The organism is Sinorhizobium saheli (assembly GCF_001651875.1).
GTDB lineage: Bacteria > Pseudomonadota > Alphaproteobacteria > Rhizobiales > Rhizobiaceae > Sinorhizobium > Sinorhizobium saheli.
In genome coordinates this window covers 1-25,720 of record NZ_LNQB01000081.1, presented here as the reverse complement: position 1 = coordinate 25,720, position 25,720 = coordinate 1, and the positions used below count along the sequence as shown (strand labels likewise).

The 25,720-nt window shown below is 60.4% G+C and carries 18 protein-coding genes, 1 rRNA gene and 1 pseudogene; 10 read left to right on the top strand and 10 right to left on the bottom strand.

Annotation, left to right across the window (positions count from 1 at the left end; genetic code table 11):
* Positions 1-164: 164 nt before the first annotated feature.
* From ATB98_RS18725 to ATB98_RS18690, 8 genes are all read right to left on the bottom strand, one after another.
* A complete protein-coding gene (locus ATB98_RS18725; RefSeq protein WP_066876164.1) occupies positions 165-383 on the bottom strand; it encodes a hypothetical protein in 219 nt (72 codons plus the stop codon).
* A 148-nt stretch (positions 384-531) separates the two neighbouring features.
* A complete protein-coding gene (locus ATB98_RS18720) occupies positions 532-948 on the bottom strand; it encodes a hypothetical protein (RefSeq protein ID WP_066876162.1) in 417 nt (138 codons plus the stop codon).
* A 165-nt stretch (positions 949-1,113) separates the two neighbouring features.
* Entirely contained in the window at positions 1,114-2,049 is a 936-nt protein-coding gene (locus ATB98_RS18715; RefSeq protein WP_084435575.1) for a DUF2493 domain-containing protein, read from the bottom strand.
* 327 nt (positions 2,050-2,376) lie between these two features.
* Positions 2,377-3,432 (bottom strand): DUF7146 domain-containing protein, encoded by a 1,056-nt coding sequence (locus tag ATB98_RS18710; RefSeq protein WP_066876161.1) that lies wholly within the window; start codon positions 3,430-3,432, stop codon positions 2,377-2,379.
* Positions 3,432-7,775: a strawberry notch family protein gene (locus ATB98_RS18705; RefSeq protein ID WP_066876160.1), complete on the bottom strand. Its 4,344-nt coding sequence runs from the start codon at positions 7,773-7,775 to the stop codon at positions 3,432-3,434. The genes ATB98_RS18710 and ATB98_RS18705 overlap by 1 nt, the downstream gene beginning before the upstream one ends.
* A gap of 149 nt (positions 7,776-7,924) precedes the next feature.
* Positions 7,925-8,158 carry a hypothetical protein gene (locus ATB98_RS18700; protein ID WP_066876158.1) on the bottom strand — a complete coding sequence of 78 codons (234 nt, stop codon included), beginning with the start codon at positions 8,156-8,158 and terminating at the stop codon, positions 7,925-7,927.
* Positions 8,159-8,386: 228 nt separating this feature from the next.
* Positions 8,387-10,540, bottom strand: a complete 2,154-nt coding sequence (locus ATB98_RS18695) for a ParB/RepB/Spo0J family partition protein (RefSeq protein WP_066876156.1) — start codon at positions 10,538-10,540, stop codon at positions 8,387-8,389.
* 175 nt (positions 10,541-10,715) lie between these two features.
* Positions 10,716-11,909: a DUF932 domain-containing protein gene (locus ATB98_RS18690; protein WP_066876152.1), complete on the bottom strand. Its 1,194-nt coding sequence runs from the start codon at positions 11,907-11,909 to the stop codon at positions 10,716-10,718.
* Between the two features lie 292 nt (positions 11,910-12,201).
* Between ATB98_RS18690 and ATB98_RS18685 the strand changes: the two genes are divergently transcribed.
* From ATB98_RS18685 to ATB98_RS18635, 10 genes and pseudogenes are all read left to right on the top strand, one after another.
* Complete coding sequence (locus ATB98_RS18685) at positions 12,202-12,780, top strand: restriction endonuclease subunit S (RefSeq protein WP_066876151.1); 579 nt, start codon at positions 12,202-12,204, stop codon at positions 12,778-12,780.
* A 9-nt stretch (positions 12,781-12,789) separates the two neighbouring features.
* Positions 12,790-14,358, top strand: coding sequence for a type I restriction-modification system subunit M (locus ATB98_RS18680; RefSeq protein WP_066876150.1), 1,569 nt, complete (start codon positions 12,790-12,792; stop codon positions 14,356-14,358).
* Entirely contained in the window at positions 14,351-15,319 is a 969-nt protein-coding gene (locus tag ATB98_RS18675; protein ID WP_066876149.1) for a DUF4357 domain-containing protein, read from the top strand. Before ATB98_RS18680 ends, ATB98_RS18675 begins: the two co-directional genes overlap by 8 nt.
* Positions 15,316-16,473, top strand: a complete 1,158-nt coding sequence (locus ATB98_RS18670) for a restriction endonuclease subunit S (RefSeq protein WP_066876148.1) — start codon at positions 15,316-15,318, stop codon at positions 16,471-16,473. Before ATB98_RS18675 ends, ATB98_RS18670 begins: the two co-directional genes overlap by 4 nt.
* A complete protein-coding gene (locus ATB98_RS18665; protein WP_066876147.1) occupies positions 16,470-16,931 on the top strand; it encodes a hypothetical protein in 462 nt (153 codons plus the stop codon). Before ATB98_RS18670 ends, ATB98_RS18665 begins: the two co-directional genes overlap by 4 nt.
* Positions 16,928-18,007, top strand: coding sequence for a serine/threonine-protein kinase (locus tag ATB98_RS18660; protein WP_066876146.1), 1,080 nt, complete (start codon positions 16,928-16,930; stop codon positions 18,005-18,007). Before ATB98_RS18665 ends, ATB98_RS18660 begins: the two co-directional genes overlap by 4 nt.
* The gene (locus ATB98_RS18655) at positions 18,004-19,086 is read left to right on the top strand and encodes a DUF4917 family protein (RefSeq protein WP_066876145.1); all 1,083 of its coding nucleotides are present in this window, start codon (positions 18,004-18,006) and stop codon (positions 19,084-19,086) included. Before ATB98_RS18660 ends, ATB98_RS18655 begins: the two co-directional genes overlap by 4 nt.
* Positions 19,087-19,089: 3 nt before the next feature.
* On the top strand, positions 19,090-22,293 hold the full coding sequence (locus ATB98_RS18650) for a type I restriction endonuclease subunit R (protein ID WP_066876143.1): 3,204 nt from the start codon (positions 19,090-19,092) through the stop codon (positions 22,291-22,293).
* Between the two features lie 8 nt (positions 22,294-22,301).
* Complete coding sequence (locus tag ATB98_RS18645; protein ID WP_153435711.1) at positions 22,302-23,027, top strand: M48 family metallopeptidase; 726 nt, start codon at positions 22,302-22,304, stop codon at positions 23,025-23,027.
* 382 nt (positions 23,028-23,409) lie between these two features.
* Positions 23,410-25,171 (top strand): annotated as a pseudogene (locus ATB98_RS18635) (recombinase family protein); the annotation flags it as partial.
* Between the two features lie 137 nt (positions 25,172-25,308).
* On the opposite strand, the gene rrf reads toward ATB98_RS18635, so the two are convergent.
* Positions 25,309-25,423: ribosomal RNA gene (gene rrf, locus ATB98_RS18630) — 5S ribosomal RNA — on the bottom strand.
* Positions 25,424-25,515: 92 nt separating this feature from the next.
* On the bottom strand, positions 25,516-25,720 hold a 205-nt coding region (locus tag ATB98_RS29790), incomplete at its 5' end, for a hypothetical protein (RefSeq protein WP_210178136.1).

Genomic DNA, 25,720 nt, shown 5'->3' with positions numbered 1-25,720 from the left:
GAACGGTCTTAGGGGATCAGTCAGTCGGAGGGTTTGGTGCCTTTGAGAGCACAGACAGAGACGCACAGCAGAACCTTCGTCCTCGCCGAGTGCGTCATCGCGACAGGACCACCGCCGCGCCACCCAGGGCCGTCGCCCGCAATCTACCCCTTCACGGCCACCCTTCACGCCGCTGCCCGGAAGGCAAGGTTGTCCGGCACAAGGCGTTCCGGATATCGGGCTCTGAGCGAATGGCGCCGCGTCACTCGCTTCAACAGGTGGAGGCTCGGTCCAGCGGCATTGCGGAAAATAGCCATGAAGTTCCGGCGGCCCGCGTCCACGACGCGAATGAGGGTCAGGGCAGCGGCATCCACCGCTACGTCCGTGCGAGATTCATACGCCATGACCGACTTCCTGAACCGGGCGAAGCCGACCGAAAACGGGGGGGTGCCCAAGACAGTTCCGACCTGACATCCTGTTCTAAGCGGAGACCGGAGGCCCGACGGCGAAAGACGCCGCGATTTTTCTCTGGAGCGGAAGATCGCGGTCGCTTTAGCGCGAAAGTGTTGCGACGCCGAGAGCGTTGAGATTGACGATCGCGGCCACGCCGATGAACAGGCCGCCGGCACCGCTGAGCAGATTGAGCGCGATCGGCGGGTCGATCGCATTCTTCGCAATGCCGTGTATGAGTGCGTAGCCTGCCACCGTTGCCGGGACAGCAAAGATGGCGAGCGCGATCAGGCGCAATATCGGGTTCCTGGCGAAACCGAGAACGGCGATCACCAGCGCAATGGAAAGCAAGGCGGCGGCGATGGCGGCCAGGCCCGACAACACGATGCCGGCTCCCGAGCCCCAGGCGTATTGAGCCGCTGTCAGCCCGACCCAGAAAGGAAGGGCGTAGATCGCGAGATTATAAGCGATGATGCAGAATGCGATCGTCAGGATGATGGCGAGCATGATCAGCGTCATGGAAACCTCCACATGAACGGTTGAGGATCACGACAGGCTGCCGGGAGATACGTTCCGCCTGCGACTATACTATTTCGCCGGTTCTGCAAGGATGCTTTATTGAAGCCATCAGCCTCTCCGACAGTCAAGTATTGACCGTAGAAACAGCCGCAGAACAGCGGCGCTTTATGCGCCGCCATCGAACTTCATGACGGGAATGCCGAGCTTGCGGGCCTTGTCCGCGAGGTTCTCCTGTATCCCGGTGCCGGGGAAAACGAGGACGCCGACCGGCAGGACGTCGAGCATGGCGTCGTTTCGCTTGAAGGGTGCGGCCTTGCCGTGCTTCGTCCAGTCGGGCTTGAAGCTGACCTGCTGCACCTTGCGGTGATCTGCCCAGCGGGAGGCGATCAGCTCGGCGCCCTTCGGCGTGCCGCCGTGCAGCAGCACCATGTCGGGGTGCTTTGCATGGACCTGATCGAGCTTCGTCCAGATCAGGCGATGGTCGTTGAAGTCAGCGCCGCCGGTCACGGCAACCTTGGGACCGGCGGGCAACATCACCTCGGTCTCGGCCCGGCGCTTCGCGGCAAGGAAGTCGCGGCTGTCGATCATCGCCGAGGTCAGATGGCGATGGTTGACCATAGAGCCGGTGCGCGGCCGCCATGGCGTACCGGTGTGGTGCTCGAAAGCTTCCGCCGAGAGGTCTCGGAAGAGTTCCATACTGTTGCGCCGCTCGATCAGGGTCTGGCCCTCTGCCGTGAGGCGCTCCAGCTCGACGCTTTTCACCTCGCTGCCATCCTGTTCCCTCTGAAGGCGGCGCTGTGCCTGCTCGTTGTCGTCAAGGTCGCGTTCCACCCGGCTTGCAGCGCGGTGGAAGAGATTGACGGTCCCCCAGAGCAGGTCGTCGAGGTCGGGTTCGAGGCGGGTATTGCCGAGTGTGGAGACGAGGGCGTCGAAGATGTCTGTGACGGCAGCGGCGACCATGTTGCCCTCCGGCAGCGGCCTCGGATCGGGTTCGTCGCTGTAGGGACGCCAGCCGTAGAGCTGGAGTTCGGTGAGGAGATGATCGGTGGGGGATGAGGTGTGGACCGGCTCGAAGCCTGCATTATCGTCTTCGTTCATCATCGGGAGCATCCTTCGTCTGAGACCGCGCCCATCGCGGCCTTCGCAGGCGTCGAAGCTCACAGGCGGGACGGACTGGCAGCCCTCGCGCTCCCGCGAGGGCCTTGATGGCCAAGGCCGACTATTTTGCCTCGCGCTGCAAAGGCGGCGCAGCCGCCGGCGGAAAATAGTCGGCCGCCGCGCCATTGCCCGACCGGCCTGTTTGTGAGCCGATCGCCCTCTCAGAAGGCCGTGGGCGCCGGCCTCTCCGACAAGGAAGGATGTTTTCGATGATGGATGGAGACGGCAGGCGGAGATGCCTGGGGCCGCGCCTCATCCCCTACCCATCATTTACCCTTCCATGAACCGGCTGACGTCCGCAGGATGAAGCTGATCCTTTAGGGCCGCCCGGAGGGCATCGGTGCCGCGCCGGTGCAGATCGTCATTGAAGTCCTCGCCCACCGGCGATAGTGCAATCGCCTCGATCCCGACGCTTCCTGCTCTGGCGACCAGGCTGGCTCTGGCGCCGTCCCCGGCCGGATCGCGATCGCGAAGGACATAGAGCCTGCGCAGCGTTGCCGGGAACAGGATGGCAGCGAGGTGAGCGGCCGAGAGCGCCGACAGCATCGGCATGTGGGGCAAGACCTGGCGGGGCGACAGCACGGTCTCGATCCCCTCTCCGGCGGCGAGCACCTCGCCGGCCACGCCGAAGCGGACGCCGTGCCCGAGAAGGTCGCCGATCGCCCGCCTCGGCGTCTCGACAGGCGCCTTGCCCGAACTGTTCGGGGCGAGCCCAGGATCGAGATAAGTGCGGTGCGCGCCGGTCTGCCGTCCAGCAAGGTCGGTGACGGAAGCGACCATCGCCGGCCAGATCTCGGTGGGCGAATGCTCGTCGGGCCTGTAATAGCAACGCGGATGGTAGCGCAGCGCGGCGGTGCCGGAGAGCGACGTGATCGCCCGCCCGTTGAGGTAGATCTCCGCAAGCGTGCCGCCGATCGGCTGCGACATGGCGAAGAGCCGCCGCGACGCTTCGGGCGAACCGACAGCCACGCTTGACGTGCTGCCGGTCGGCGTCCTCGGCCTCGAAGGTTGTGGATGCGGGAGCGAGAGGAAACGGCGCGCTTCCTCGGCCACGTCCTTGAAATCGACAAGGCCAAGCGCCTCGCGGATGACGTCGAGAAGATCGCCATGTTTACCGGTTGCACCATCCGTCCATTTCCCCGCGGCTCCCTTGCCGGTTTCCGGCCCGGTCAGGCGCACGAACATCGACCGGCCGGGACTGTTCTGCGGATCGCCGACGAGCCAGTATCGTCCGGCACGATGGCCGGACGAGAGATAGTGGCGGCAGACCGCCTCGGCGTTGCGGCCGAGACGGATTGCCAGATCCGAGGCATCGTGACGGAACATCAGGCTGCCTCCCGTTCACCGATGCGCGCGACCGGATAGGTTTCGAGCAGCTTGCCGAGCACCGTGACACCTGTGGCGTCGACCGGCACGAAGAAGCGGAGCTTCCACGAGATGATCTCGGTGAAGAGACCATAGGCGCGCAACCTGTCGCGCATGGCCTCACTGAAGCCCGAAAGCTCGATGCGGTTGGCGCGCATGACGCGGACGCGGCGAAGCTGCAGGCCCTCTGCGAGATCGAGGATCGTGCGACCGTCCATCAGCGCGGCAAAGGCATCCTCCGCTGCAAGCGAGGTCGTGCCGGTCGCGGTCGCATTGGCGGCCCAGGCCGGAGAGACACGCCGACCGATGATGCGCTCGCCGTCATCGGTCTGGAGCCGATAGACGCGCGTCGATTCATTCGGCAGGCGTTTCCACACCGGCAGCAAAAGCCCGGCGACCACATGGATGGTGCTGTCGGAGAAAGCCGGCACTTCCGAGACCTCCCGGTTCCAGACGGCGGCGAAGGTCTTGCGGTCGGTTTCCTCCCAATGGCTTTCGGCCATCATTTTCAGCGAAGCGTGGTGATGCTCCATCGGTCGGATCAGCCGCACGCGCCGTTCGATCTCGCCGTCGTCCAGCATCAGCGAAGGTGCCGGAACCTGCACGGCGGCGCGGCCCGATTTGCCGTTCACCAGCAGCTTGCCGCTGCCGTCCGCGACGCAGCCAAAGGCATCGTCCAGCGTCATCGGCCGGTTGCGCCGCCGCTCGGTGATGGCAAGCAGCCGTGTCTCGGCACCCGTCGCCAAATGGGTGTAGATCGTCCTGCGGTCGGTGACGATGAAGCTCTCAGCGGTCAGCGTCTCCAGCCCGACGTCGTATACGCCGCTGGCGATGGCTCCGTGAACCTTGGCGTCGAGCAATTGCTCGAAGGCGGTGAAGAGGATGCCCTGAAGCTCGATGGTGAGCGCCAGAAGCCGGTTCAGGAAGGTCGTGATGGGCGGCAAATCATCCTTGATGCCGTTGCTGTCCATCAACTTCAGGCCGGTGGCGGCTTCGAAGCGGTCGAGCGAGCATCCTTCAATCTTGCCCCGCACGAGCAGCAGGTAGAGCTGGCGCAGCGCGTCACGCGCATAAGACGACTCCAGATTGTCTTCGGCCCTGAACAAGCCCTGCCCGCCGGTCTGGCGCTGGCCGCGCGTGATCGCGCCGAGCGTGTCGAGACGCCGAGCGATGGTGCTGAGGAAACGTTTTTCCGCCTTCACGTCGGTTGCGATCGGACGGAACAAGGGCGGCTGCGCCTGGTTCGTCCTGTTGGTGCGCCCTAGCCCCTGAATGGCCGTGTCGGCTTTCCAGCCGGGCTCCAGCAAATAATGGACGCGCAGTCGGCGGTTCCGCGCCGACAGCTCGGCATGGTAGCTGCGCCCGGTCCCGCCCGCGTCCGAGAAGATCAGCACCCGCTTCAGGTCGTCCATGAAAGCGGCCGTCTCCGCCAGGTTGGCGGATGGCGCGCGGTTCTCGACGACAAGGCGATCGCCCATGGGCGCGGCGCCCGACATGGAGGCGGCACTCGCCTTGCGGACGATGCGGCGGGAACGGCCCGTCACTTCGGCCACCATGTCAGTGCCGAAGCGCTGGACGATCTGGTCGAGCGCGCCGGGAACGGGTGGGAGCGAAGCAAGCCGCTCGATCAGCTCGTCGCGGCGGGCGACGGCTTCGCGGCTTTCGACGGGTTGGCCGTCGCGATAGACCGGACGCGACGACAGGTCGCCATCCGAGTCCGTGAACGGCTCGTAGAGCTGGACCGGGAAGGAATGAGCAAGGTAGTCGAGAACGTACTCGCGCGGCGTGATGTCGACACGGACATCGTTCCATTCCTCGGTCGGGATCTCGGCCAGCCGGCGTTCCATCAGCGCTTCGCCGGTCGAGACGATCTGGATGACGGCGGCGTACCCCGCCGCGAGATCGCGTTCGATCGACCCGATTAGCGTCGGGATTTTCATGCTGGTCAGAAGGTGTCCGAAAAAGCGCTGTTTGGCGCTCTCGAAGGCCGAGCGGGCAGCGGATTTCGCCTGCTTGTTCAGCGTGCCGTCGCTGCCGGTGATATTGGCGGCCTCCATTGCCGCATCGAGATGGTTATGAATGATGGCAAACGCCCCGGCATAGGCGTCATAGATGCGCCGCTGCTCGTCCGTGAGCTTATGCTCGACCAGCTCGTATTCCACGCCATCATAGGACAACGAACGCGCGGTATAGAGGCCAAGCGAGCGGAGATCGCGGGCGAGAACCTCCATGGCTGCAACGCCGCCGTCCTCGATCGCCTCCACGAACTCGGCGCGGGTCGCGAAGGGGAAATCCTCGCCGCCCCAGAGACCGAGCCGCTGCGCATAGGCGAGATTGTGGACGGTGGTGGCGCCGGTGGCGGAGACATAGACGACACGCGCGTTGGGAAGCGCGTGCTGAAGGCGAAGGCCCGCACGCCCCTGCTGCGATGCGGCGACATCACCGCGTTCTCCCTTGCCGCCGCCGGCGTTTTGCATTGCGTGGCTTTCGTCGAAAATGATCACTCCATCGAAGTCGGAGCCCAACCATTCGACGATCTGCCTGACCCTGGAAACCCTCTCTCCACGGTCGTCGGAGCGTAGCGTGGCATAGGTCGTAAATAGGACACCTTCCGACAGCGTGATCGGCTTGCCCTGCGGGAAACGCGACAGCGGCGTGACCAGCAGGCGCTCCATGCCGAGCGCCGACCAGTCGCGCTGTGCATCCTCGATCAGCTTGTCGGATTTCGAGATCCAGACGGCCTTGCGGCGACCGCGCAGCCAGTTGTCGACGATGATGCCGGCCGACTGGCGGCCCTTGCCCGCGCCGGTCCCGTCGCCGAGCATGAAGCCGCGGCGGAAACGCACGGCCTTCTTTGCGTCGGCGGGCGCGGCCTGAATGAGATCGAAGGTGTCATCGACCGTCCACGATCCGGCAAGATAGTCGGAGTGGGCTTCACCCGCATAAATGACCGTCTCCAACTGGGCGTCGGACAGAAGGCCGAGGATGTCAGCCGGCAGCGTCGGCCGGTAGCTCGGCCTCGGCGGCGCGACGCTCGCCATTGCGGCGGACTGGACAAGCTTGGTCGGATGCGCCTGAGAACCGGGAATACGGATCGACTGCAATCCGTATTCCTCATAGATGGCGTCGGTCAAATGCGCGCCCTCCGGCGGCGTCCAGTCCACCGTCTCGTAGGCCAGCTCCACGCCTTCGGGATCGGCGGCGATGGCCGTAGCCGGGCGCGCGGCGACCGATGCGGCGAAATAGCCGCGCACGCTACGGGGCGCCATGGCTGAAAGCTGCGCCGGGATCTCCGTTAGCGCGACTGGCAGGCGGGCCGGAACCTGCGCCTCGATCCAGCCGAGCAGCGTGGCGACGTCCGGCGCCATGCCCGGCGAGGCCGGAACGATGGCGGGGTCGCTGGCCGGCATCTTGTCGATGACGGTAAGCCGCGTCGGGAAGGTCGTACCGTGCTTGGCATAGACCGCGCCGGCGATACCGGCGGAAAAGACGATCGTGCCCCGATCCTGCAAACGAACGAAGGCGTCGCGCCAGTCGAGAAGGTCCGGGCCGACATTGGCGCCGGTGATCGTCACCAGCCGCCCGCCGGGCGCGAGTCGGTTCAACGCCGAGGCGATGTGGCGGAAGCCGGCATCGGACACGCGGCCGGAGACGTTCGCCAGAGCGGAGAACGGCGGATTCATCAGGACGACGGATGGCACCGCGCTCGGTGCGAGATGATCGTCGATCTGCGCGGCATCGACGCGCGTGACTGTGATGGCCGGAAAGAGAGAGGCGAGCAGATCGGTGCGAAGCTCGGCCAACTCGTTGAGGAGGAGCGAGCTTCCGGCGAGCTCGGCCAGGATGGCGAGAAGCCCGGTTCCCGCCGAAGGTTCGAGCACGATGTCGCTCGGTGTGATGGCGGCCGCCGTGACCGCTGCCAAGGCCAGCGGAACGGGCGTCGAGAATTGCTGGAATGCCTGGCTCTCTTCAGAGCGGCGGGTATGCGTCGGCAGGAGACCGGCGATTTTCGACAGGGAGGAAAGCCGCGATAGCGGAGAGGCGGCTTTACGGAAAAGCGCACGTCCGTACTTGCGGAGAAACAGGACGGTCGCGACCTCGCAGGCGTCGTAGCCGGATTTCCAGTCCCAGGCGCCGGTGGTGTCGGGCGCACCGAACGCGGTTTCCATGGCCCGACGCAGAATGGCCGCATCGACGCGCTCACCGCGTTCGAGATGACCGAGAAGATGACTGGCGGCCGCGAGAATGCCCGGCGCATGGGCAACGGGCGCGACCGGAGCGGCCGCGGGCAAGATGATGTTCATGATGGAAAGCCTCGAGAAAGCAGGAACGGGAAAGCCCGCGCAGCGCTCTCTCTCGACCGCCCAGGCTCAAACCCGTCCCGGCCGCTCTCTTCCTCTCCGCGGTGAAGCCTGTCCGACAGGGCTTCGACCGGGTATCCGCACTGCCAGCATCAGCTCCGTCCAGACTGCTTACGTCTCGCTTGAGCTTCCCTGATTTCCGTGAGCACCCGACGATTGAGGTTCGGTTCCCTCAGGATATCGGCATCTGTTTTGTCGTCGAAGTCCGACAAAAATGTCAGGTATGTAGAGCGCAATCGCGAGAGGCTGTACTTGGATATTCCGCAGTTCTCCAGCCGGTCTGGATGATCCTCCGGCATAGCAACGAATTCGGATTCGCTCGTCATATGAAATTCCTTATCCGGTTTATGGGCGGGTGAAATCTAGCGGACCGGACAAGGCCGAAAATGTGCAGATCTGCAGGCTATAGCCGCCGAGAGTGAGCTGCCGTCCCTATTCACAACCAACGTCGTGCTATCGATTATGGACCGCATGACAAAAGCGCCCCACCGTATTAGTAGAGCGCTCGTTGCGAACGATGGAAGGGGCGGCCTGCGCCGCCCCTTCCATGCGGATTATTCCGCGGCGATGATCTCCTGCTCATCTTCTTCGATGTCGGCCGGATCTTCCTCATCGTCATCCACCGCGAGGAAATCCGGCAGTGCGGTATCGTCGCCACCATCGGCGTCCGTCTGCGTCATGACTTGATCGCCATCGAGATCGCCAAGCCGCAGCGGTTCCGGCAACCAGCCGGTATCCGCCAGAAGGCGCTCGGCCTCCACCGCCATGTCGCCCTTTTTCAGATGGGCGACGAGCTGGGCCGCACGCTCGCCGGCGCCTTCACGGACGGCGGCGAGGATGCGCGGCTTGGTCACGCGGCCGAGATAGTTCTCGACCGTGGGCCGGAAGCCCGCGTCCACCATGTCGAGTCCGGTGGAGCGCGCCAGCCGATCCGCCTCGGCCATACGGCGATCAAGGGCTGCCTGCGAGATCCCGGTGGCGCTGTGGGGATTCGGACGCTCGTACAGGGCGTTGACCCCATAGGCGACGCAATGGGCGAGCAGCGCCAAGCGGCTGGTGTCGTCGAGCACGGCAAGCCAATCCCAGAGCGCGTCATCGTCGGCCGGAATATCCGCGTTCCAGTCCTCATGCCGCTGGGTGACAGATCTTGCATAGGGCGCGTCAGCGAGATCCTTGCCCTGCTCACGGAAAAAGACGTGATTGACCGAAGCTTGCAGGCTCGCACCCGACGTACTGGTGCGCTGGAAAGTGTCGCGAACCAGCTTATGCAAAAAGGCAGTGAGCGCCACATGAGGATTGGCGCCGACCGCATCGCGAAGCGCCAGTGAGCGATGTGCGGTCAGCTCGATCACGAGCCGTTCCGGCAGCGGCTTGATGACATCCTCCTCGTCATCCTCTTCCGGCTCGGCCGGTTGACCGCCGACGGTGATAACGGCCCGCTGGATGGTGGCGTTGGCACCGACTTCTGAAGCGACGTCATCGGGATCATCATTGCTCTCTTCGCCATCGATAGCGACCGGAGCTTCATCCTGGGGGCGGACATAGCCGCGATCGACGACCAGATCACCATCACGGTCGATGCTGACAAAGACGCCGGCGCGGGCAATCTCAGCCGGATCGTAGGTCGCCGGGCGCTGTTCGAAAGCGTCGAGCGCCTGCTCGATCTCGCCAAGGCGCTGATCGATCTCGTCGGGCAGATCGTCGGCCTCAGCATATTCGGCTTCCAGTCGATCATGTTCGTCACGAAGCGCCTCGCGGGCAGCACGCTCTTCGTCCGTCAGATCGGCAGTCGTACCGACAAGTTCTCGCAGGCCGTCGTTGTATCCATAGGGAAAGTTGGCGGCGATCTCGACCCATTTCCAGCCGTCGCCGGCAATGTCCTCGGCGATGGTTTTCAGCTTTTCACCGACCAGTCGATCGAGCAGGACCGGGTCTTGCAGCCAGCCGCCATTGTCGTCCTCAAACAGATCGCGAAGGACGTAGCCGCCCGCCGCCTCGTAGGCGTCGATACCGACGAACACGGCACGCTTGTCGGATGCGCGTACCGCAGTCTCGGTGAGCATGCGGCGGATTTGCCACGGCTCCTTCTGCCAGCCGTCCTTGATCGCTGCCCAGACCTGCTCCTGGCGCGTATGATCCTGCGAGACGGTGAAGGCCATAAGCTGCTTAAGTTCGATGCCGTCTTCGGCATAGATGTCGAGCAACACCGGCGAGATGGAGGCCAAGCGCAGACGCTGCTTGACGACATTGACGTCGATGAGAAAGGCGGCGGCGATGTCTTCCTCGGTCATTCCCTTGTCGCACATGGTCTGGAAAGCGCGATACTGATCGAGAGGATGTGGCGGAACACGCTCGTCATTCTCAGCGAACGAGATTTCCTCCATCAGGATGCCGCTGGCAGCGTCGCCAACGACGCAGGGAACCGGCGCGGTCTTGGCGAGGCGCTTTTGCTTCACAAGGATCGCGAGAGCCTGATAGCGGCGGCCGCCGGCGGGAACCTCGAACATGCCGGTTTCCTGTCCGTCCGCGTCGAGGACTGGACGGACGTGAAGGCTCTGGATCAAGCCGCGACGCGCGATCGAGACAGCAAGGTCGTCGATCGAAACGCCGGCCTTTATGCGGCGGACGTTCGATTGGCTCAAAACGAGCTTGTTGAAGGGGATGTCGCGCGAGGACGACAGGGTGATTTTTTGAGCGGCGGTAGCCATCGGGGTAATCTCCGCGACGGGCGGCCGGGAGCCTCTCTCTCGACCTCCAACCCGTCACGAAGCGAAGCGCCGCCCTCTCACTCTATGAGGGCAGCGCCACGAAACCGGGCAAACGAGAAGACGCGACCGCGCAAAGCCGGAAATACGGACATTCTTATCTCCGGCTTCACGGATATCAGGCTGCACGATCGAGCAGCTTCTTGGCCTTTGCCTCCAAGTCGAGACGGGCATCCTGATGGGGCTTGTCGCGCGCGAGTGCGGTGATCCCCTGCACAAAATCGAAAATTGACTCGGGCGGGCGGCCTTCTTCCGCCAGCACCGTGTCGATGATTTTGCCGGTTTCCGCCTTGGAGAAGCCACGCCGGCGCAGGAAGTCGGTGCGATCCTCGTCGCTCTTCGCAACGATCCGTTCGCGGGCGGCCTTGATACCGTTGATGAAGGGCATCGGTGAGGAGTTGGCGAAGTTCAGCAGCGCCGGAGCCACCTCGTGGGCGAAGCGGGAGGCCGCATACTTGCTGTGGCGGATGGTGATTTCCTCGAAATCCTCGACGCCCCACAAATTTCGATTCTGGCAGACCGCGCGCAGGTAAAAGCTTGCCATGCCGAGCGTCTTCGCCCCGACTTCCGAGTTCCAGCAATAGAAGCCGCGGAAGTAGAGATCGGGCGAGCCGTCCGGCAGGCGCCCGGCCTCGATGGGGTTCAGATCATCAACGAGGAAGAGGAACACGTCGCGGTCGCTCGCATAGAGCGTCGTCGTGTCCTTGGTGATGTCAACGCGCGGATTGTAGATCCCGGTTGACCAGTCGAGAACCCCCGGCACCTTCCACCGGGTATCGCCAGTGCCGTTACCGGCGATGCGCTGCACGGCCTCGACCAGTTCGTAGTCATAGATGCGGCCGTAGTCCGGGCCAGTTACAGCGCGAAGCTCGATGCGGCCATCATCGGTTTCGAGCGTCTTGATCTGCTCTGCCCGATTGGAGGTCAGGCCATATTGCAGATTTATACCGGCAAGCGCGGCCGGGAGCTGGCGCAGATAGGCTGCCGGAGCGCCGACCTGACCGGCGAGCTGGCCGAAGCTCCAATGCGTCGGCGCGACCGGCATGTCTGAACCCGGCAGGATCAGGGACAGCCGTTCGGCGTCTGTGCGGCTCGCCTCCACATGGATGAGGGCGCTTTCCACCACGCGCGTCCGGCTACGCTCGGCCCGGTTACGCACGGAAGCCATCAGTTCGTTGAGCGACAGATAACGCTCGTCCGCCGGACGAGAGAACCACTCGGACGACACCCGGCCGATCCGTTCGCCTCTGCTGACATCCACCTTGTAGCCGCCGGTCGCTTCACGGCGGCCATCCAGAACCTGCATATTCATGGGACCAATCTCCATGACGGGCGCCAGAAGCCTCTCTCCCAGCACTCAACCCGTCACGGAAGCCAGGTCCATACTCTGACTCTCAGGGGCGTTGCGGGGTCTCCCCGCAGAAGGGGTCGGAGAAGACCAAAGACACGGACGCAGGGAAGCCCTTCCCCTTCACGCTACGGCTCCGTCCGTCCGCTGGAAATCCGTAGGAGATCATCACCACCAGACTCCACCATTGGAAATTAAATTAGAGGGACTCTCAAACTTCCATTGACCACAATTAAGGACTTTGCTAATTAGAGACATGCTCGAACTCAAAGAAGTTGCCAACATTCTAACAGGGGTCGCAGTCCAAGAGGCTGGCGATGGGCCTGCGCGGTTTGTGCGCCTTTCCGACCTGTCCGAATTAAGGTGCGGTCGAATTCCGAATTTGGCGACCGGCGAAGAGCCTGCGGTTGCGAGGGCATGGGCAATCGACGAAGGGGATCTGATCGTCGGCGCACGCGGCGCGGCGACGGATGCTTGCTTGGCGAGTCAGTCAGTCGTCGGGGCCTACATCTCTTTGGATCTATACCTCGTTCGTCCCGACCCTTCGAAAATCGATCCCGGATACCTGGCGGCCTTCCTTGAGTTGCCCACGACGCAAGCCGCGTTAGCAGGCAGCAAACAGGGCAGCGGCCTCGCTCGTCTGCCGAAGGATGCTCTCGAAAAGATTCGTGTACCCCTTCCGCCAATGCAGAAGCAGCAACTGGTTGCTGGGCTGGCAAGCTGCGTTCGGGCCGAAGCCGACCTGCTGAAGCGGCTTATCGAACTCAATTCCATTCTTGGCCGCGAGGCTTTGGCGCGCGCCATCTGCGCCAGCACCCCACCCACGCATTCATAGGAGATTTCCGTGACCGCCCTTCAACAAGACGACATTCTCTCGACAGTTTGGCGCGCCTGCGACACATTTCGCGGCGCTGTCGATGCGACACAGTACAAGGACTATGTCCTTACAGCGCTCTTCCTAAAATATATCAGTGATGTGCGCCGCAAGCATGTCGAGGAGTATCGTCGTGAGTTTGGCGGCGATGAACTCCGCATCCAGCGTCGGCTCGACCGCGAACGCTTCAAGCTGCCCATGGTGGAGTTGAAAAACTCCAAGACCAATGCGGTGGAGGAGAGCTTCCTTGCCGACTTCTATGCCCTGCACGAACGCCGCGGGCGCGACAACATCGGCGAATTGATCAACATCGTGCTGGACGCGATCGAAAAGGCCAATGAAGGGAAGCTCGGTGGCCTTTTCCGCGCGATCGATTTTAATTCTGAAACCAATCTCGGGCAAACCAAGGACCGGAATCGGCGCCTGAAGATGCTGCTCGAGGACTTCGCGAAGCCTGGCCTTGACCTTTCCGATACCTCTGAAGATGTGCTCGGGGACGCCTACATCTTCCTGATCGAGCGATTTGCCTCGGATGCGGGCAAAAAGGCCGGTGAATTCTTCACGCCCCGCAAGGTATCCGAGGTCGTCGCCAAATTGGCGAACCCCAAGTCCGGCGACCGCATTTGCGATCCAGCATGTGGATCGGCGTCCCTTCTGCTGCGTGCCGGCGAGGAGGTGAAAGACGGGAATTTCCAGCTTTTCGGACAGGAATCGAATGGCAGCACGCGCTCGCTGGCGCGGCTCAACATGCTGCTGCATAAACAAGATGGCGCGCGCATCGACTGGTGCGACACGCTGAACTCGCCGACCCTGATCGAGAGCGATCATCTCATGCGCTTCGACGTGGTGGTGGCGAATCCGCCGTTCAGTCTCGACAAGTGGTGGGGCAACACGGATTCGGAGGGCAACGCCCTTCCCGACCCTTACAAGCGCTTCACGCCGCATATGCCTCCCAAGAGCCGAGGCGACTATGCCTTTATTCTCCACATGCTCGCAATCACGCAGCCGACAGTTGGACGTATGGCTGTCATTGCACCTCATGGCGTTCTGTTCCGCTCGGGTGCCGAGGGCAAGATCCGCGAAAAGCTGATCCGCGACAACGTGCTCGATGCTGTCATCGGCTTGCCTGGTCAGCTTTTCCCAACCACCGGAATTCCCGTCTGCATCATGGTGTTTGACAGGGCGCGGGAGTCTGGTGGCTTGCGTTCGCACGACCGTGACATTCTGTTCATCGATGCAAGCCGTGAATTCGAACCGGGCAAAAAGCAGAATCGGCTGACGGACGACAACGTCCGCAAGATCGTCGAGACCTATCGCAGCCAGGCGGAAATCGAACGCTATTCTCACAAGGCGACCTTCGAAGAAATCGAGGCCAATGGCTTCAACCTCAATATTCCGCGCTATGTGGACACCTTTGAACCGGAGCCGGAAATCGACCTCCAGGCTGTTCAGAACGAAATCCGCGACATTGAAGCCCAGCTCGCCGAAACGCGAGCAAAGATGAACTATTACCTGAAGGAAGTGGGCATCGATGTCTGACGCTTCCCTTCGCACAGCGTCCCGGCGTGGCCGCACCCTGAAGCTCTATCTGGTCGACGGGTCGCCCTCGGGGGTTATCACCGCCGAGCTGGGAATTTCCTCGGTGCGGGCGGCCGTTGCCTCTCGCACTGCCTTGCCCGATCTGATCCGCCGCGAGGAAGCCTCCCGCACCGGCATTTATCTCCTTGTCGGCCCAGACCCTGATTTCCCAGGGCGCCAACTTGTCTATGTCGGCGAAGGCGATCAGGTGAAGACGCGGCTCGCGGCTCACGACGGTGATGAGAGCAAAGAGTTTTTCACCCGCGCGGTGCTGATCGTCTCCAAGGACGAGAACCTGACGAAGGCGCATGGCCGTTATCTGGAAAGCCGGATCATAGCCGCGATCCGGGGTGCGGGACGGGCAAAACTGATCAATGGCACGGAGCCACCGTTCAGGGGGCTGCCGGAGCCGGAAATTGCTGACATGGAGCGGGTGCTCGATGAAATCGAAATCCTGCTGCCGGTTCTGGGATTCGATGTGCTGCGGCCTGCTGGTCACGATGCTATCGCCCCATCCCACAATGGAAACTCGGCCGCCAATACCGTCTCCCCGTCTGGTGGCAGCGAGAGCGCGCCGACTTTTGTATTTACCGAAGCTGGGACTAAGGCGCGCGCGAGAGAAGCCGGGGACGAATTCGTCGTACTGGCAGGCTCACTTGCGAAGGCTCAGGAAGTCCCGAGCTGCGACGACAGTTTGAGGCGCCGGAGAGCTCAGCTCATAGCCGATGACGTGCTAGTCCCCGCCGATGATGTAAAACTCCTGCGCTTTACAGCCGATACCGCCTTTGATTCCCCGTCAGGAGCCGGCGGCGTTGTTCGCGGTGGCAACATTAGCGGGCCGCGCTATTGGCGAGATGAAGCGACCGGGCAGACTTATGGGGACTGGCGCAAAAGCAAAATCGCCGAAGGCGGTGTCGCATGAGTCAATTGTATCTCGGTGATTTCTTCACCAATCGACAGGAAGCCGGGCAAGGGGGTCTGCCCGTCATGTCGGTGACCATGAACGATAGTTTGGTCCTCAGAGAGAACTTGGATCGCCGCACCGAATCGACACTGCGCCCAGATCAGCACTTGCTGGTTCGCAAGGGTGACATTGCCTACAACATGATGCGGATGTGGCAGGGCGCATGTGGCCTTGCCGAAGCGGATGGAATTGTCAGTCCCGCCTATGTCGTGCTCCAGCCGAGACCAAGCATCGACTCTCGGTTTGCATATCACTGGTTCAAATCATCGCGCATGATCCATTTGTTCTGGGCCTACTCGCATGGGCTGACAGAGGATCGTCTGCGGTTATATTTCGATTCGTTCGCTGAAATACCGGCGTGCCCGCCCCCACTTCCGAAGCAACAGCGTATCGTCTCCGTGCTGGATGCATGGGATCAAGCCATAGAACAGACGGAACGACTGATCGCGGCGAAGTGGCAGCGAAAAGGCGCATTGGTTCAAAAGCTATTTCGCAATCTCCCCAAGCAACCCCTGACCAATGCGGCGGATGTCTGGTTCAGCGGTGTCGACAAGAAGACCCGCGATGGCGAGGCTCCCGTTCGGCTGTGCAACTACATGGACGTGTTTCACAATTCACGGATCACGACCAAAATGGATTTCATGCGCGCGACGGCTTCGTCCAGCCAGATCGCTAACAATAGCCTACGCAAACACGACATTGTTTTCACGAAAGACTCCGAGACGTCAGAGGAAATCGCCGAACCGGCTCTGATCGCAGAGGACATAGAGAATCTTGTCTGTGGCTATCATCTTGCGATTGCCCGCCCGCGAGAAGGAATTGGTTATGGCCCGTTTATCGCACAGGCAATGCGCCATCCATCGATCCGTTGGCAGTTCAGCCGATTGGCGAACGGAGTTGTCCGCTTCGGTCTAACCCTGGACGCGATCGAACAGGCAGAAATCTTCCTCCCAGCATTTGAGATACAACAGAGGATTGCTGGGGTTTTGGATGCTGAAGATCTCATGATCGAAGATCTTACGCGGCGCGTTGAGGTCCTTCGGGCTCAAAAGCGCGGCCTGATGCAAAAGCTGTTCTCGAACGATAGCAGGCTGGGAGGAAACTTCGAATGAAAATCCTTGGCTTCAGAAGTGATCCGAATACGCCCCGCTATGCAATAGTCGATGGCTCAGCAAACCCGCTTACGCTGCTCAACGCAGATACAGAGAGCCGACTTCGCTTTCCCGCGGACTGTGACGGAGAAGCTGCGCAAGTGACGTGGCTCTATCGCGAATTCGAGCGCATTTTTCATATTCATCCCGACATCGCCAGGGTGATCATCAAGAAGGGCGAGTTCACCCAAGGAGATAACAACGCCAAGCGGATTGCTTCCTATCAGGAAGCGGCGCTGCTTTTGTACTGCGGCCTCCACAACAAGCCTGTCGTAGCGAAGATTTACGCCTCTCTGGCGACCAGGAGTGCCCAGGTTAAAGATCATGCGATCGCGCGGGTCGGTCAGACGACACGGTATTGGGACAGCAAAATGGCCGATGCCATCGTTGCCGCGTGGTGGGGGGCGACAAATCCATGAGTCTGCCCCCTGCCCCGGTTCCGATCACGAACGGCACAACCTTCTACAACAAATACCGTCTGGCGCGGCCGATCGGCCGGGGATCGTTCGGCGAGGTCTGGCTGGCGCAGGATCGGGCCGTGAATCATGAATACGCGATCAAGATACTGAATGCAGGTATCGGAATCGATCAGCGCTTGCGCGAAGCTCAAGTCGGTCATGCCTTCACGCACAATAATCTCGTGCATGTTCATCAGGCGGATGTAGCGACCGACGGCAAGGTCGTGATTGCAATGGACTACTTTCCCGACGGATCGATTACAACGCTTGCCAATCCAAGCGGTTTTCTGCCACTGCCGATCGCCGTTCGCTCGATGATAGATGTTCTTCAAGGGCTTGAGCACCTGCACCTCAATAACTTTTTCCACAATGATGTGAAGCCGCAGAACATTCTGCGGGGTCGGCAGGGGCAGGCCAAATTGGCCGACTACGGCATCGTGGGAATTTCTCCGAACGGCGCGGCTGTCATGCCGTCCAGTTGGTATGTCCTTCATGCCGCACCCGAGACAGCCGCCGGCAACGGTATCGAGGCGCGAACGGACATTTTTCAGTCCGGCTTGACCATGTTCCGGCTGTTGACGGGTCTCGGGGCGCTTGAAGCCAAGTTCAATGCTTTGGGACGTAGCGCTTACGAGACCGCCCTGGCCAGTGGATCGCTGCTATCCCGCAGTGATTTCCCGGCATTCATCCCCAATCCTGTTTGCCGTGCTGTTCTGACAGCCATCGATCCTGACCCCGGCAAGCGTTTTCAGTCCGCCCTCGACATGAGACGCGCCCTGGAAAAGCTATCATTTGCCGGGCATTGGACGGTCGATGCCACCGGAATGCTGGTTGGTGCCGATGCGCGGCACACATACCGCTTCGTCCATGTTTCAGGGGCCGGGCGGAATTCAAACTTTGAGGCCTTCAAAACCAATCGGCAATCTGGCCGCGAAACCCGCATCTCTCAATTTACCAAGAAGAATCTTACGAGCACAGAAGCGAAGAAGCTGGAGGTCTCGTTCCTAAAGGCCGTTGTTGAAGGGAAGGCGATATGACGGTCAAGATTCTCAGCTTTGACCAGGCGCTCAAGAAGGCCGATTCCTACGGCAAGAAGCATCTGCTGCTTGGCAACGGTTTCAGCATTGCTTGCAAACCGGACATTTTCGCCTACGGATCACTGTTCGAAGAAGCCAAAAAGACGATGCCCAAGGAGCTTGCTGCGATCTTTGCGGCAATGGGGACTCAAGATTTCGAAGAAGTCATTCGCGCCCTTCAGCACGCTGCCGCGATCGTGTTCGCATACAATCCAAAGCTGAAGCGCACGATGGCACGGATGAATGGCGACGCCGAAAAGCTCAAGACAGACCTTATTCAAGCCGTCGCGGGGCGACATCCGCCGCGTCCCAATGACATCACGGATGATCGCTATTTCGCCTGTCGGACCTTCCTCTCGAATTTTGTCGGAGCAAACGCGGGCGGAAAAATCTACACGATGAACTACGATCTCCTTCTCTACTGGGCGCTCATGCATGAGGAAGACGATCCAGCAGAGTTCATCGTGCTAAATCACGACGATGGTTTTCGAAAAGATCAGGATGACTACGACGCCCCCTATGTCGAGTGGCAGGGTGAAGGCGCGGCACATGGGCAGAACATTCACTATCTGCATGGTGCTCTACATCTGTTCGATGCCGGATATCAGCTTCAGAAATACACATGGGTGAACACCGGGAAAGCGTTGGTGGATCAGGCCAACGAGGCGTTGAAGAAGAACATGTTCCCTGTCTTTGTCGCCGAGGGTGATAGTAAGAGCAAATTGACCAAAATTCAGCACAGCGCTTACCTGCATCACAATTTCAAGAGCTTTGCTGGTGTCTGCCAGACCAAACCAAAGGATGGCACGGCACTGTTCGTTTACGGCCATTCATTTGCGAAGAATGACGCCCATGTGCTCGATCAAATCGGCAGAGGGAAAATCGCGCACCTCTTTGTCAGCCTATATGGCGACCCGAGCAACAAGGCGAATTCAGCTATTCGCGCTAACGTTGAGCGCATCGCTGCATTGCGGCCGAAAGCATTTCCTGCGCTAAGCGTCGATTTTTTCGACGCTGCCTCCGCGAAGGTCTGGGGGTAGGAAATGAGTGGATCCCCCCAGTTCACAACATCCGAAGCCGGCAGTGCGCAGCTTCAGGCGCTGCATGCGCTAATCAACTGCGGTTGGCGCTATGTGACGCGAGCCGAGGCGGACCAGTGGCGTGACGGGCGTCGAACGCTACCGTTTCTCGAGACCCAGCTTCGGGCCGACCTGGCGCGCATCAATCGGATACACGTCGATGGGCGCGCGTATCCCTTCTCCGAAGCGAACATCGACGCGGCGGTCAGACGTCTGGCTGAACGGATCCCCGAAGGCGTAGTTCGCGCCAATGAGCGCATGACCGACGACCTGGTGCTGGGCATCGCATTGCCACAGACCATCGGGGCCACTTCGCGAGAATGGCCGTTCAAATTCATCGACTGGAGCGATTGGCGCGCCAACAGCTTTCAGGTGACAAGCGAGTACACGGTGACCGAGGCGGGCGGCCCGGCAATCCGAGTCGATCTGGTCCTCTTCGTAAACGGCATTCCGCTTGGCGTCATCGAAGTAAAGGCATCTCATGTGGCCGCGGATCAGGGGGTAAGGCAGCAGATCCGCAACCAAAAGGCAGGAGAAGGCGTTCCAGCGCTATTTTACTCCGCACAGTTGTTGCTGTCAGCCAATAGCCATGATCCGCGCTACGGCACTGTAGGAACGCCCCGAAAGCTCTGGAGTGTCTGGAAGGAACGGGAAGACCCGGACGCCTTTATCTCGGAGATCGTCAATCGTCCTCTCAACACGGTTGAAGGCAAACGTGTGGCTCTCGATTTCGGGCCATATATGAAGCGACATGATATGCTCATGGAGGAGCATCGGCTCGTCACGCCGCTCGATGAAACGATTGTGGGTCTTTGCCGGCCGGAACGCTTCATGCGGCTCGCACGCCGTTATATGCTCTTCGACGGTCCCCATAAGAAGGTAGCTCGCTATCAGCAAGTGGCGACCATCGAGACCCTATTGAAACGAACAGAAGAGCGGGACTCAGCAGGACGTCGCAAGGGAGGCGTTGTCTGGCACACGCAAGGCTCAGGCAAAAGCCTGACGATGGTCATGCTGGCCAAATCCATTGTAATGGCTCATCCGCTCGCCCGCATCGTCATCGTGACCGACCGCACCGATCTCGATGATCAAATCACCAAGACCTTCCGCGCCACGGGTCAAGAACCCAAGCGGGCAGCGACGGGCGAACACCTGCTTTCCCTGGTTGAGCAAAAAGCGCCGGTCATCACCACACTCATTCATAAATTCCGGGCCGGCCTGAACAAACGACGAGTCGTTGATAGCTCTTCCGACATCTTCGTTCTCGTCGATGAAAGCCACCGCAGCCAATATGGCAACCTCGATAGCTTGCACGCCCGTATGCGGGAGGTGCTTCCGAACGCCTGCTTTGTCGCCTTCACTGGCACGCCGATCGCCAAGAAGGAAAAAAGCACATTCGCCAAGTTTGGCGACCTCGTGCGGCCCTCCTATTCCATGCGCGATGCTGTGGCGGACAAGGCTGTCGTACCACTGCTCTATGAGGGGCGAGAGGTCATCACCGACGTCGATGACCCGCAGATCGATCGCTGGTTCGAAGTCCACACGCGCGGTCTCTCTGACGATCAGCGCGCCGATCTGAAACAAAAGATGAGCCGCGCCCGTGAAATCGAGGGGGTGGATTCGAGACTTCAGTCCATCGCGTTCGACGTCGGGCAACATTTCTCGGCGAACTTCAAAGGAACCGGACTAAAGGGGCAGCTTGCGGCATCTTCAAAGAGGGCCGCCATTCTACTTAAGAAGCTATTTGACGAATTCGGTGTCGTGAACACCGAGGTCGTGATTTCGGCTCCAGAAATGCGCGAAAGCGAGGATGAAGTCGATGAAGCCGACGACGATCTCGTCCGCGCGTTTTGGCGGAAGATGATGGAGCGTTACGGGGGTGAAGACGCCTATAACCGGACCATCGTCGAGCAATTCAAAGGACCGGATGAGCCTGAGATCATTATTGTCGTCGACAAGCTTCTCACCGGGTTCGATGCGCCACGGAACACCGTGCTCTATGTAGCTCGCCGTTTGAAAGAGCATGGCCTGTTGCAAGCCATCGCGCGCGTCAATCGCGTATTCGACGAAGAGGGCGCGACGGAGAAGCCCTTCGGCTTCATCATCGATTATACAGGCGTCCTGAAGGATCTCGGCGCCGCGCTCGCCAGCTATGATGCCCTCCAGGGCTTCAGCCAGGAAGACATTGCAAGTAGCGTCCTGGCAATCCGAGACGAAGCGAACAAGGTGCCAGGCGCTCATGCGGCGTTGCTGGACGTATTCAAATCCGTGTCGAACACATTTGATGCCGAAGCCTACGCGCGGCTCCTTGCCGATGAGGCGATAAGAGTCGAGTTCTACGAACGCCTTTCGGCATTCGCGCGGGCTTTTTCCGTGGCGCTCGCCTCGCCAGCATTTGTCGAGGCAACAAAGCCGGAGCTCCTTAAGCGTTGGAAAGACGATCTGGGCCGGTTCACCGCATTACGCGCCGCCGTCAGCCTTCGATACGCCGAACGGGTCGATTGGCGCGATTACGAAAAACGAATTCGTCAGTTGCTGGATCGCCACGTTATTGCACGCGACGTCGTCACCCTCGTCGAACCGTTAAACATTTTTGATGAAGTCGCAATCGAACAGCGCAGGAAGGATAAGACCGAAACTGACGCATCAATCGCTGACACTATCGCCCATCAACTAACTCGCTCAATAGAAGAAAAATGGGACGAAGATCCAATCTTCTTCGAGAAATTCTCGAGGCTCATCCGCGACACGATCGCTGATTTCCACAGGAGCCGTATTGATGAGCTGACTTATCTTTCAAAAATCAAAGACCTGCGAGACAAAGTCCTAAGCCGACAAGATGAAGCAGACCCTACCCCGTCGCGTCTACGTGATGACAGTCACGCCCAGGCCTTCTGGGGCTTGGCAAGGCGAAATCTAGAACGAGTGGGTATCGGCGACACCGAGCTGGCTGCTGACATTGCACTAGAAATTAGCAGGATCGTTCACAAACGCCGTAAAGTTGGCTGGCAACATGACCGCGACGTCGAAAACGGTATTCGCAACGACATCGATGACTTCTTCTTCGAAGAACTGCGCGGCCACCGCGATATTCTGATCGATCCCGCCATTCTTGATACTATCGTCGACGACATCCTCGCATCCGCTCGCGTGAGACTATCGCAGTGAGGACACAGATGGACCGTCATCCGTTGGTTGAGCAGATCGAAATACGCTGGGGAGAGCGGCAAACCGTTGCCGAGCTCCTTCGCGTAGAGAGGCGTGCTCTTCGGATCGATGTCAAGCCGACCGGCGAGGTCGCAATATTTGCGCCGGCTGGCGAGAATCTCGATGAAATCCAGAGAAGAGCGCAGAGGAAAGCACCATGGATCTTCGCTCAGCTCGACGCGATCTCGCGAAGGCCCAATGCCACGCCTCAGCGAAGGTTTGTTTCTGGTGAATCTCATCTTCTGCTCGGGCGACAGTACCGCCTGTCTATCGAGCAGTCCGACGATCCCCATGTTTGGCTTGATGGCGGACGTTTGGTAATCGGCGCCCGATGCATCAAGGACCAACCGCACTGCAGGCGTCTGCTTCAGGCTTTCTATGTTCTCAGAGCGCGAGAAGTGTTCCGGCAGCGTTTTGATATCGTATCGGAGCCCTTCCTTCGAAAGGGTCTAAATCGTCCACCTGTAATTATCCGAAAAATGGCGAAGCGGTGGGGAAGCTTCACCCCTGGCGGTCGTGTCGTGCTCAACATTGACTTGGTTCGCGCCAGCCCCAGGCTAATTGATTATGTAATCTGCCATGAACTCGCACACGCATTCTATCCCGACCACGGTGAAGGCTGGCGAACTCTCCTTGGAACGGTAATGCCCGACTGGGAGAAGCGAAAAACGCAGCTTGAGGAGACTTTGCGTTGATCGGCCGCCAGTATTTACCATATGCCACAGCTCGCATTAATCCGCCAGAATACACTTTGGCACGACAGCGCCGCCCAGGTTCCACCGATTATTCTCCTCTAATTTCAGTTGCTTATACTTCTCTTCACGGCGATCCTGAAGCCGATCAACTTGCAATTGGCTTCGAACGGCGCAACGATGAATTCCGGCAACCGCCCAAAGCAAAGGAGCACGCTTCGGCTCAACGAGCCAGAATTGACGCTCTTGCGCCGTGGCGACAGTCCGGACCCGCGCCTAGTCGAGTTGGTTCGTCTTCTCGCCCGCCGCGCCGCGCAGGAAGCGTTCGAGGAGCAGACAAAGGAACTCCGAACGACGCGCTCCTGATACCGCAGGAGAGTGCGTTGTGAAGGTTGCGATCTACGCCCGCTACTCATCCGACAATCAGCGCGACGCTTCGATCGCCGACCAGCTTCGCATCTGCCGCCTCCACGCCGAGAAACAGGGCTGGCAGGTAGTCGAGGAATATACAGATCACGCGATTTCTGGCGCCTCGCTCCTGCGCCCCGGTATCCAGGCCCTAATCTCGGACGCCACGCGCGGCCGGTTCCGCTACGTGCTGGCTGAGGCGATGGATCGCCTGTCGCGCGATCAGGAAGACATTGCTGGCTTCTACAAGAGGATGGCCTATTCGGACGTGAAGATCGTCACGCTCTCCGAGGGAGAGGTCACGCATCTCCATGTCGGGCTCAAGGGCACGATGAACGCCCTGTTTCTGAAGGATCTCGCCGACAAGACTCGGCGGGGTCAACGTGGCCGCGTCGAGCTCGGCAAGTCCGGTGGCGGGAATTCCTATGGCTATGATGTCGTCAAGAAGTTCGACGCCAGCGGCGAGCCGGTGCGCGGCGATCGAACCATCAACGAGTTTCAGGCTGATGTTATCCGACGCATCTTCCGCGACTATGCCGCAGGCAAATCGGCCAAGCGGATCGCCTTCGAACTGAACAAGGATAGCATCTCCGCGCCAGGCGGCGGCGATTGGGGCTTCAGCACCATCAACGGCAACCCGAAGCGCGGCAACGGCATCCTCAATAACGAGATGTATGTCGGCAAGCTGGTTTGGAACCGGCAGCGATTCATTAAAGACCCGGACACGGGCAAGCGCCAGGCGCGGATGAACCCGGAGTCAGACTGGATCGTTCAAGACGTGCCGGAGTTGCGGATCCTCGACGACGATCTCTGGCAGGCCGTGAAGGAGCGACAGAAGGCCGTCAAACAGAACCGCAGCGACGACGGCGCGACCGAGAACCACTTCCGGGAACGCCGGCGCCCCAAATACCTCTTCTCAGGCCTGACCAAATGCGGTTGCTGTGGCGGTGGCTACTCGATGATCTCAGCCGATCTGGTCGGCTGCTCTACGGCGCGCAACAAGGGCACCTGCGACAATCGCAAGAACATTCGGCGCGATCAGCTTGAAGCACGCGTTCTCAACGCGCTGCGCCATCACCTTATGGACCCGGCGCTGTTCAAGGAGTTCTGCGACGAGTTTACCCGCGAGATGAACCGGCTCCGCATGGAAGGAAGGGCGTCGATCGAGCAAGCCGAGGCTGAAGTCACGCGGATCGACCGTGAACTGGACAAGCTGATGAAGCTCATCATGGCCTCCAGTGACGACGACGCACCTACCCGCATGATGAAGCAAATGAAGGACCTGGAGGCTCGCCAGAAAGAGCTGAAGGCGTTCCTGCAAGAGGCGGAGGAGCCGCCGCCCCTCCTTCATCCGAACATGGCTCACCACTACCACGTCCAGGTCGACGAGCTATACGCGGCGCTTCAGGAGGATTCGGAGGCGAAGCGGATGACTGCGGCTGACCTGATCCGCTCGCTCGTGCGGGACATCATCCTGACGCCGGAGGACGACGAGTTGAAGATCGACGTGCGCGGTGATCTGGCGGGAATTCTTGCGATTTCGCTCAAAAGCAAAAGGCCCGCCGGAGGGGCGGGCCGATCGCAAGTTGAGATGGTTGCGAGGACTGGCATCGGCCAGAACTTGCATCCTTCCCAAGTTGAAGTGGTTGCGGGAGGGCGCAACCATCAGAACTTGCAGACGCAAAAAAACCGCCCGGTTGGGGCGGCTGATGTGCGCGATTTGGCATCGCAATTTGAGANCGTCACCCGAGCAAATCCGGAGGATTTGCCCGTATTGTAGTTTCAGTCTAGCCAAACAAAAAGGCCGCTTATGGCGGCCCGTGTTGTTTCGGCTGGGCCGATGCTGTGATGAGAAGAAGTTTCTTGCGTTTTGCAGACCTGGCAGCGACCTACTCTCCCGCGTCTTGAGACGAAGTACCATCGGCGCTGGGGCGTTTCACGGCCGTGTTCGGAATGGGAACGGGTGCAGCCACCCCGCCAGAACCACCAGGTCGGCAAAGCGCAAGATTTGCGCCCTGCGGGCGCAAATTGTGAGAAGCTGGCGAGGCTTGCGCCTCTTTTGTTTTGAACACGTCTTTGCGTCTTATCCGGATGTTTCCAGCAGCCGGCAGAGCCGAGCCGCCGGGCGTCCGGCGCGCCGTCCGCAGCGCAGCGATCCTTGGATCGCGACAGCGTGAGGACAGAAGATAGCATCATCAAACTTCGTTTGATGAGCATGGGCAACAAGAACGATCAAGCCGATCGAACGATTAGTACCGGTAAGCTTCATGCGTTGCCGCACTTCCACA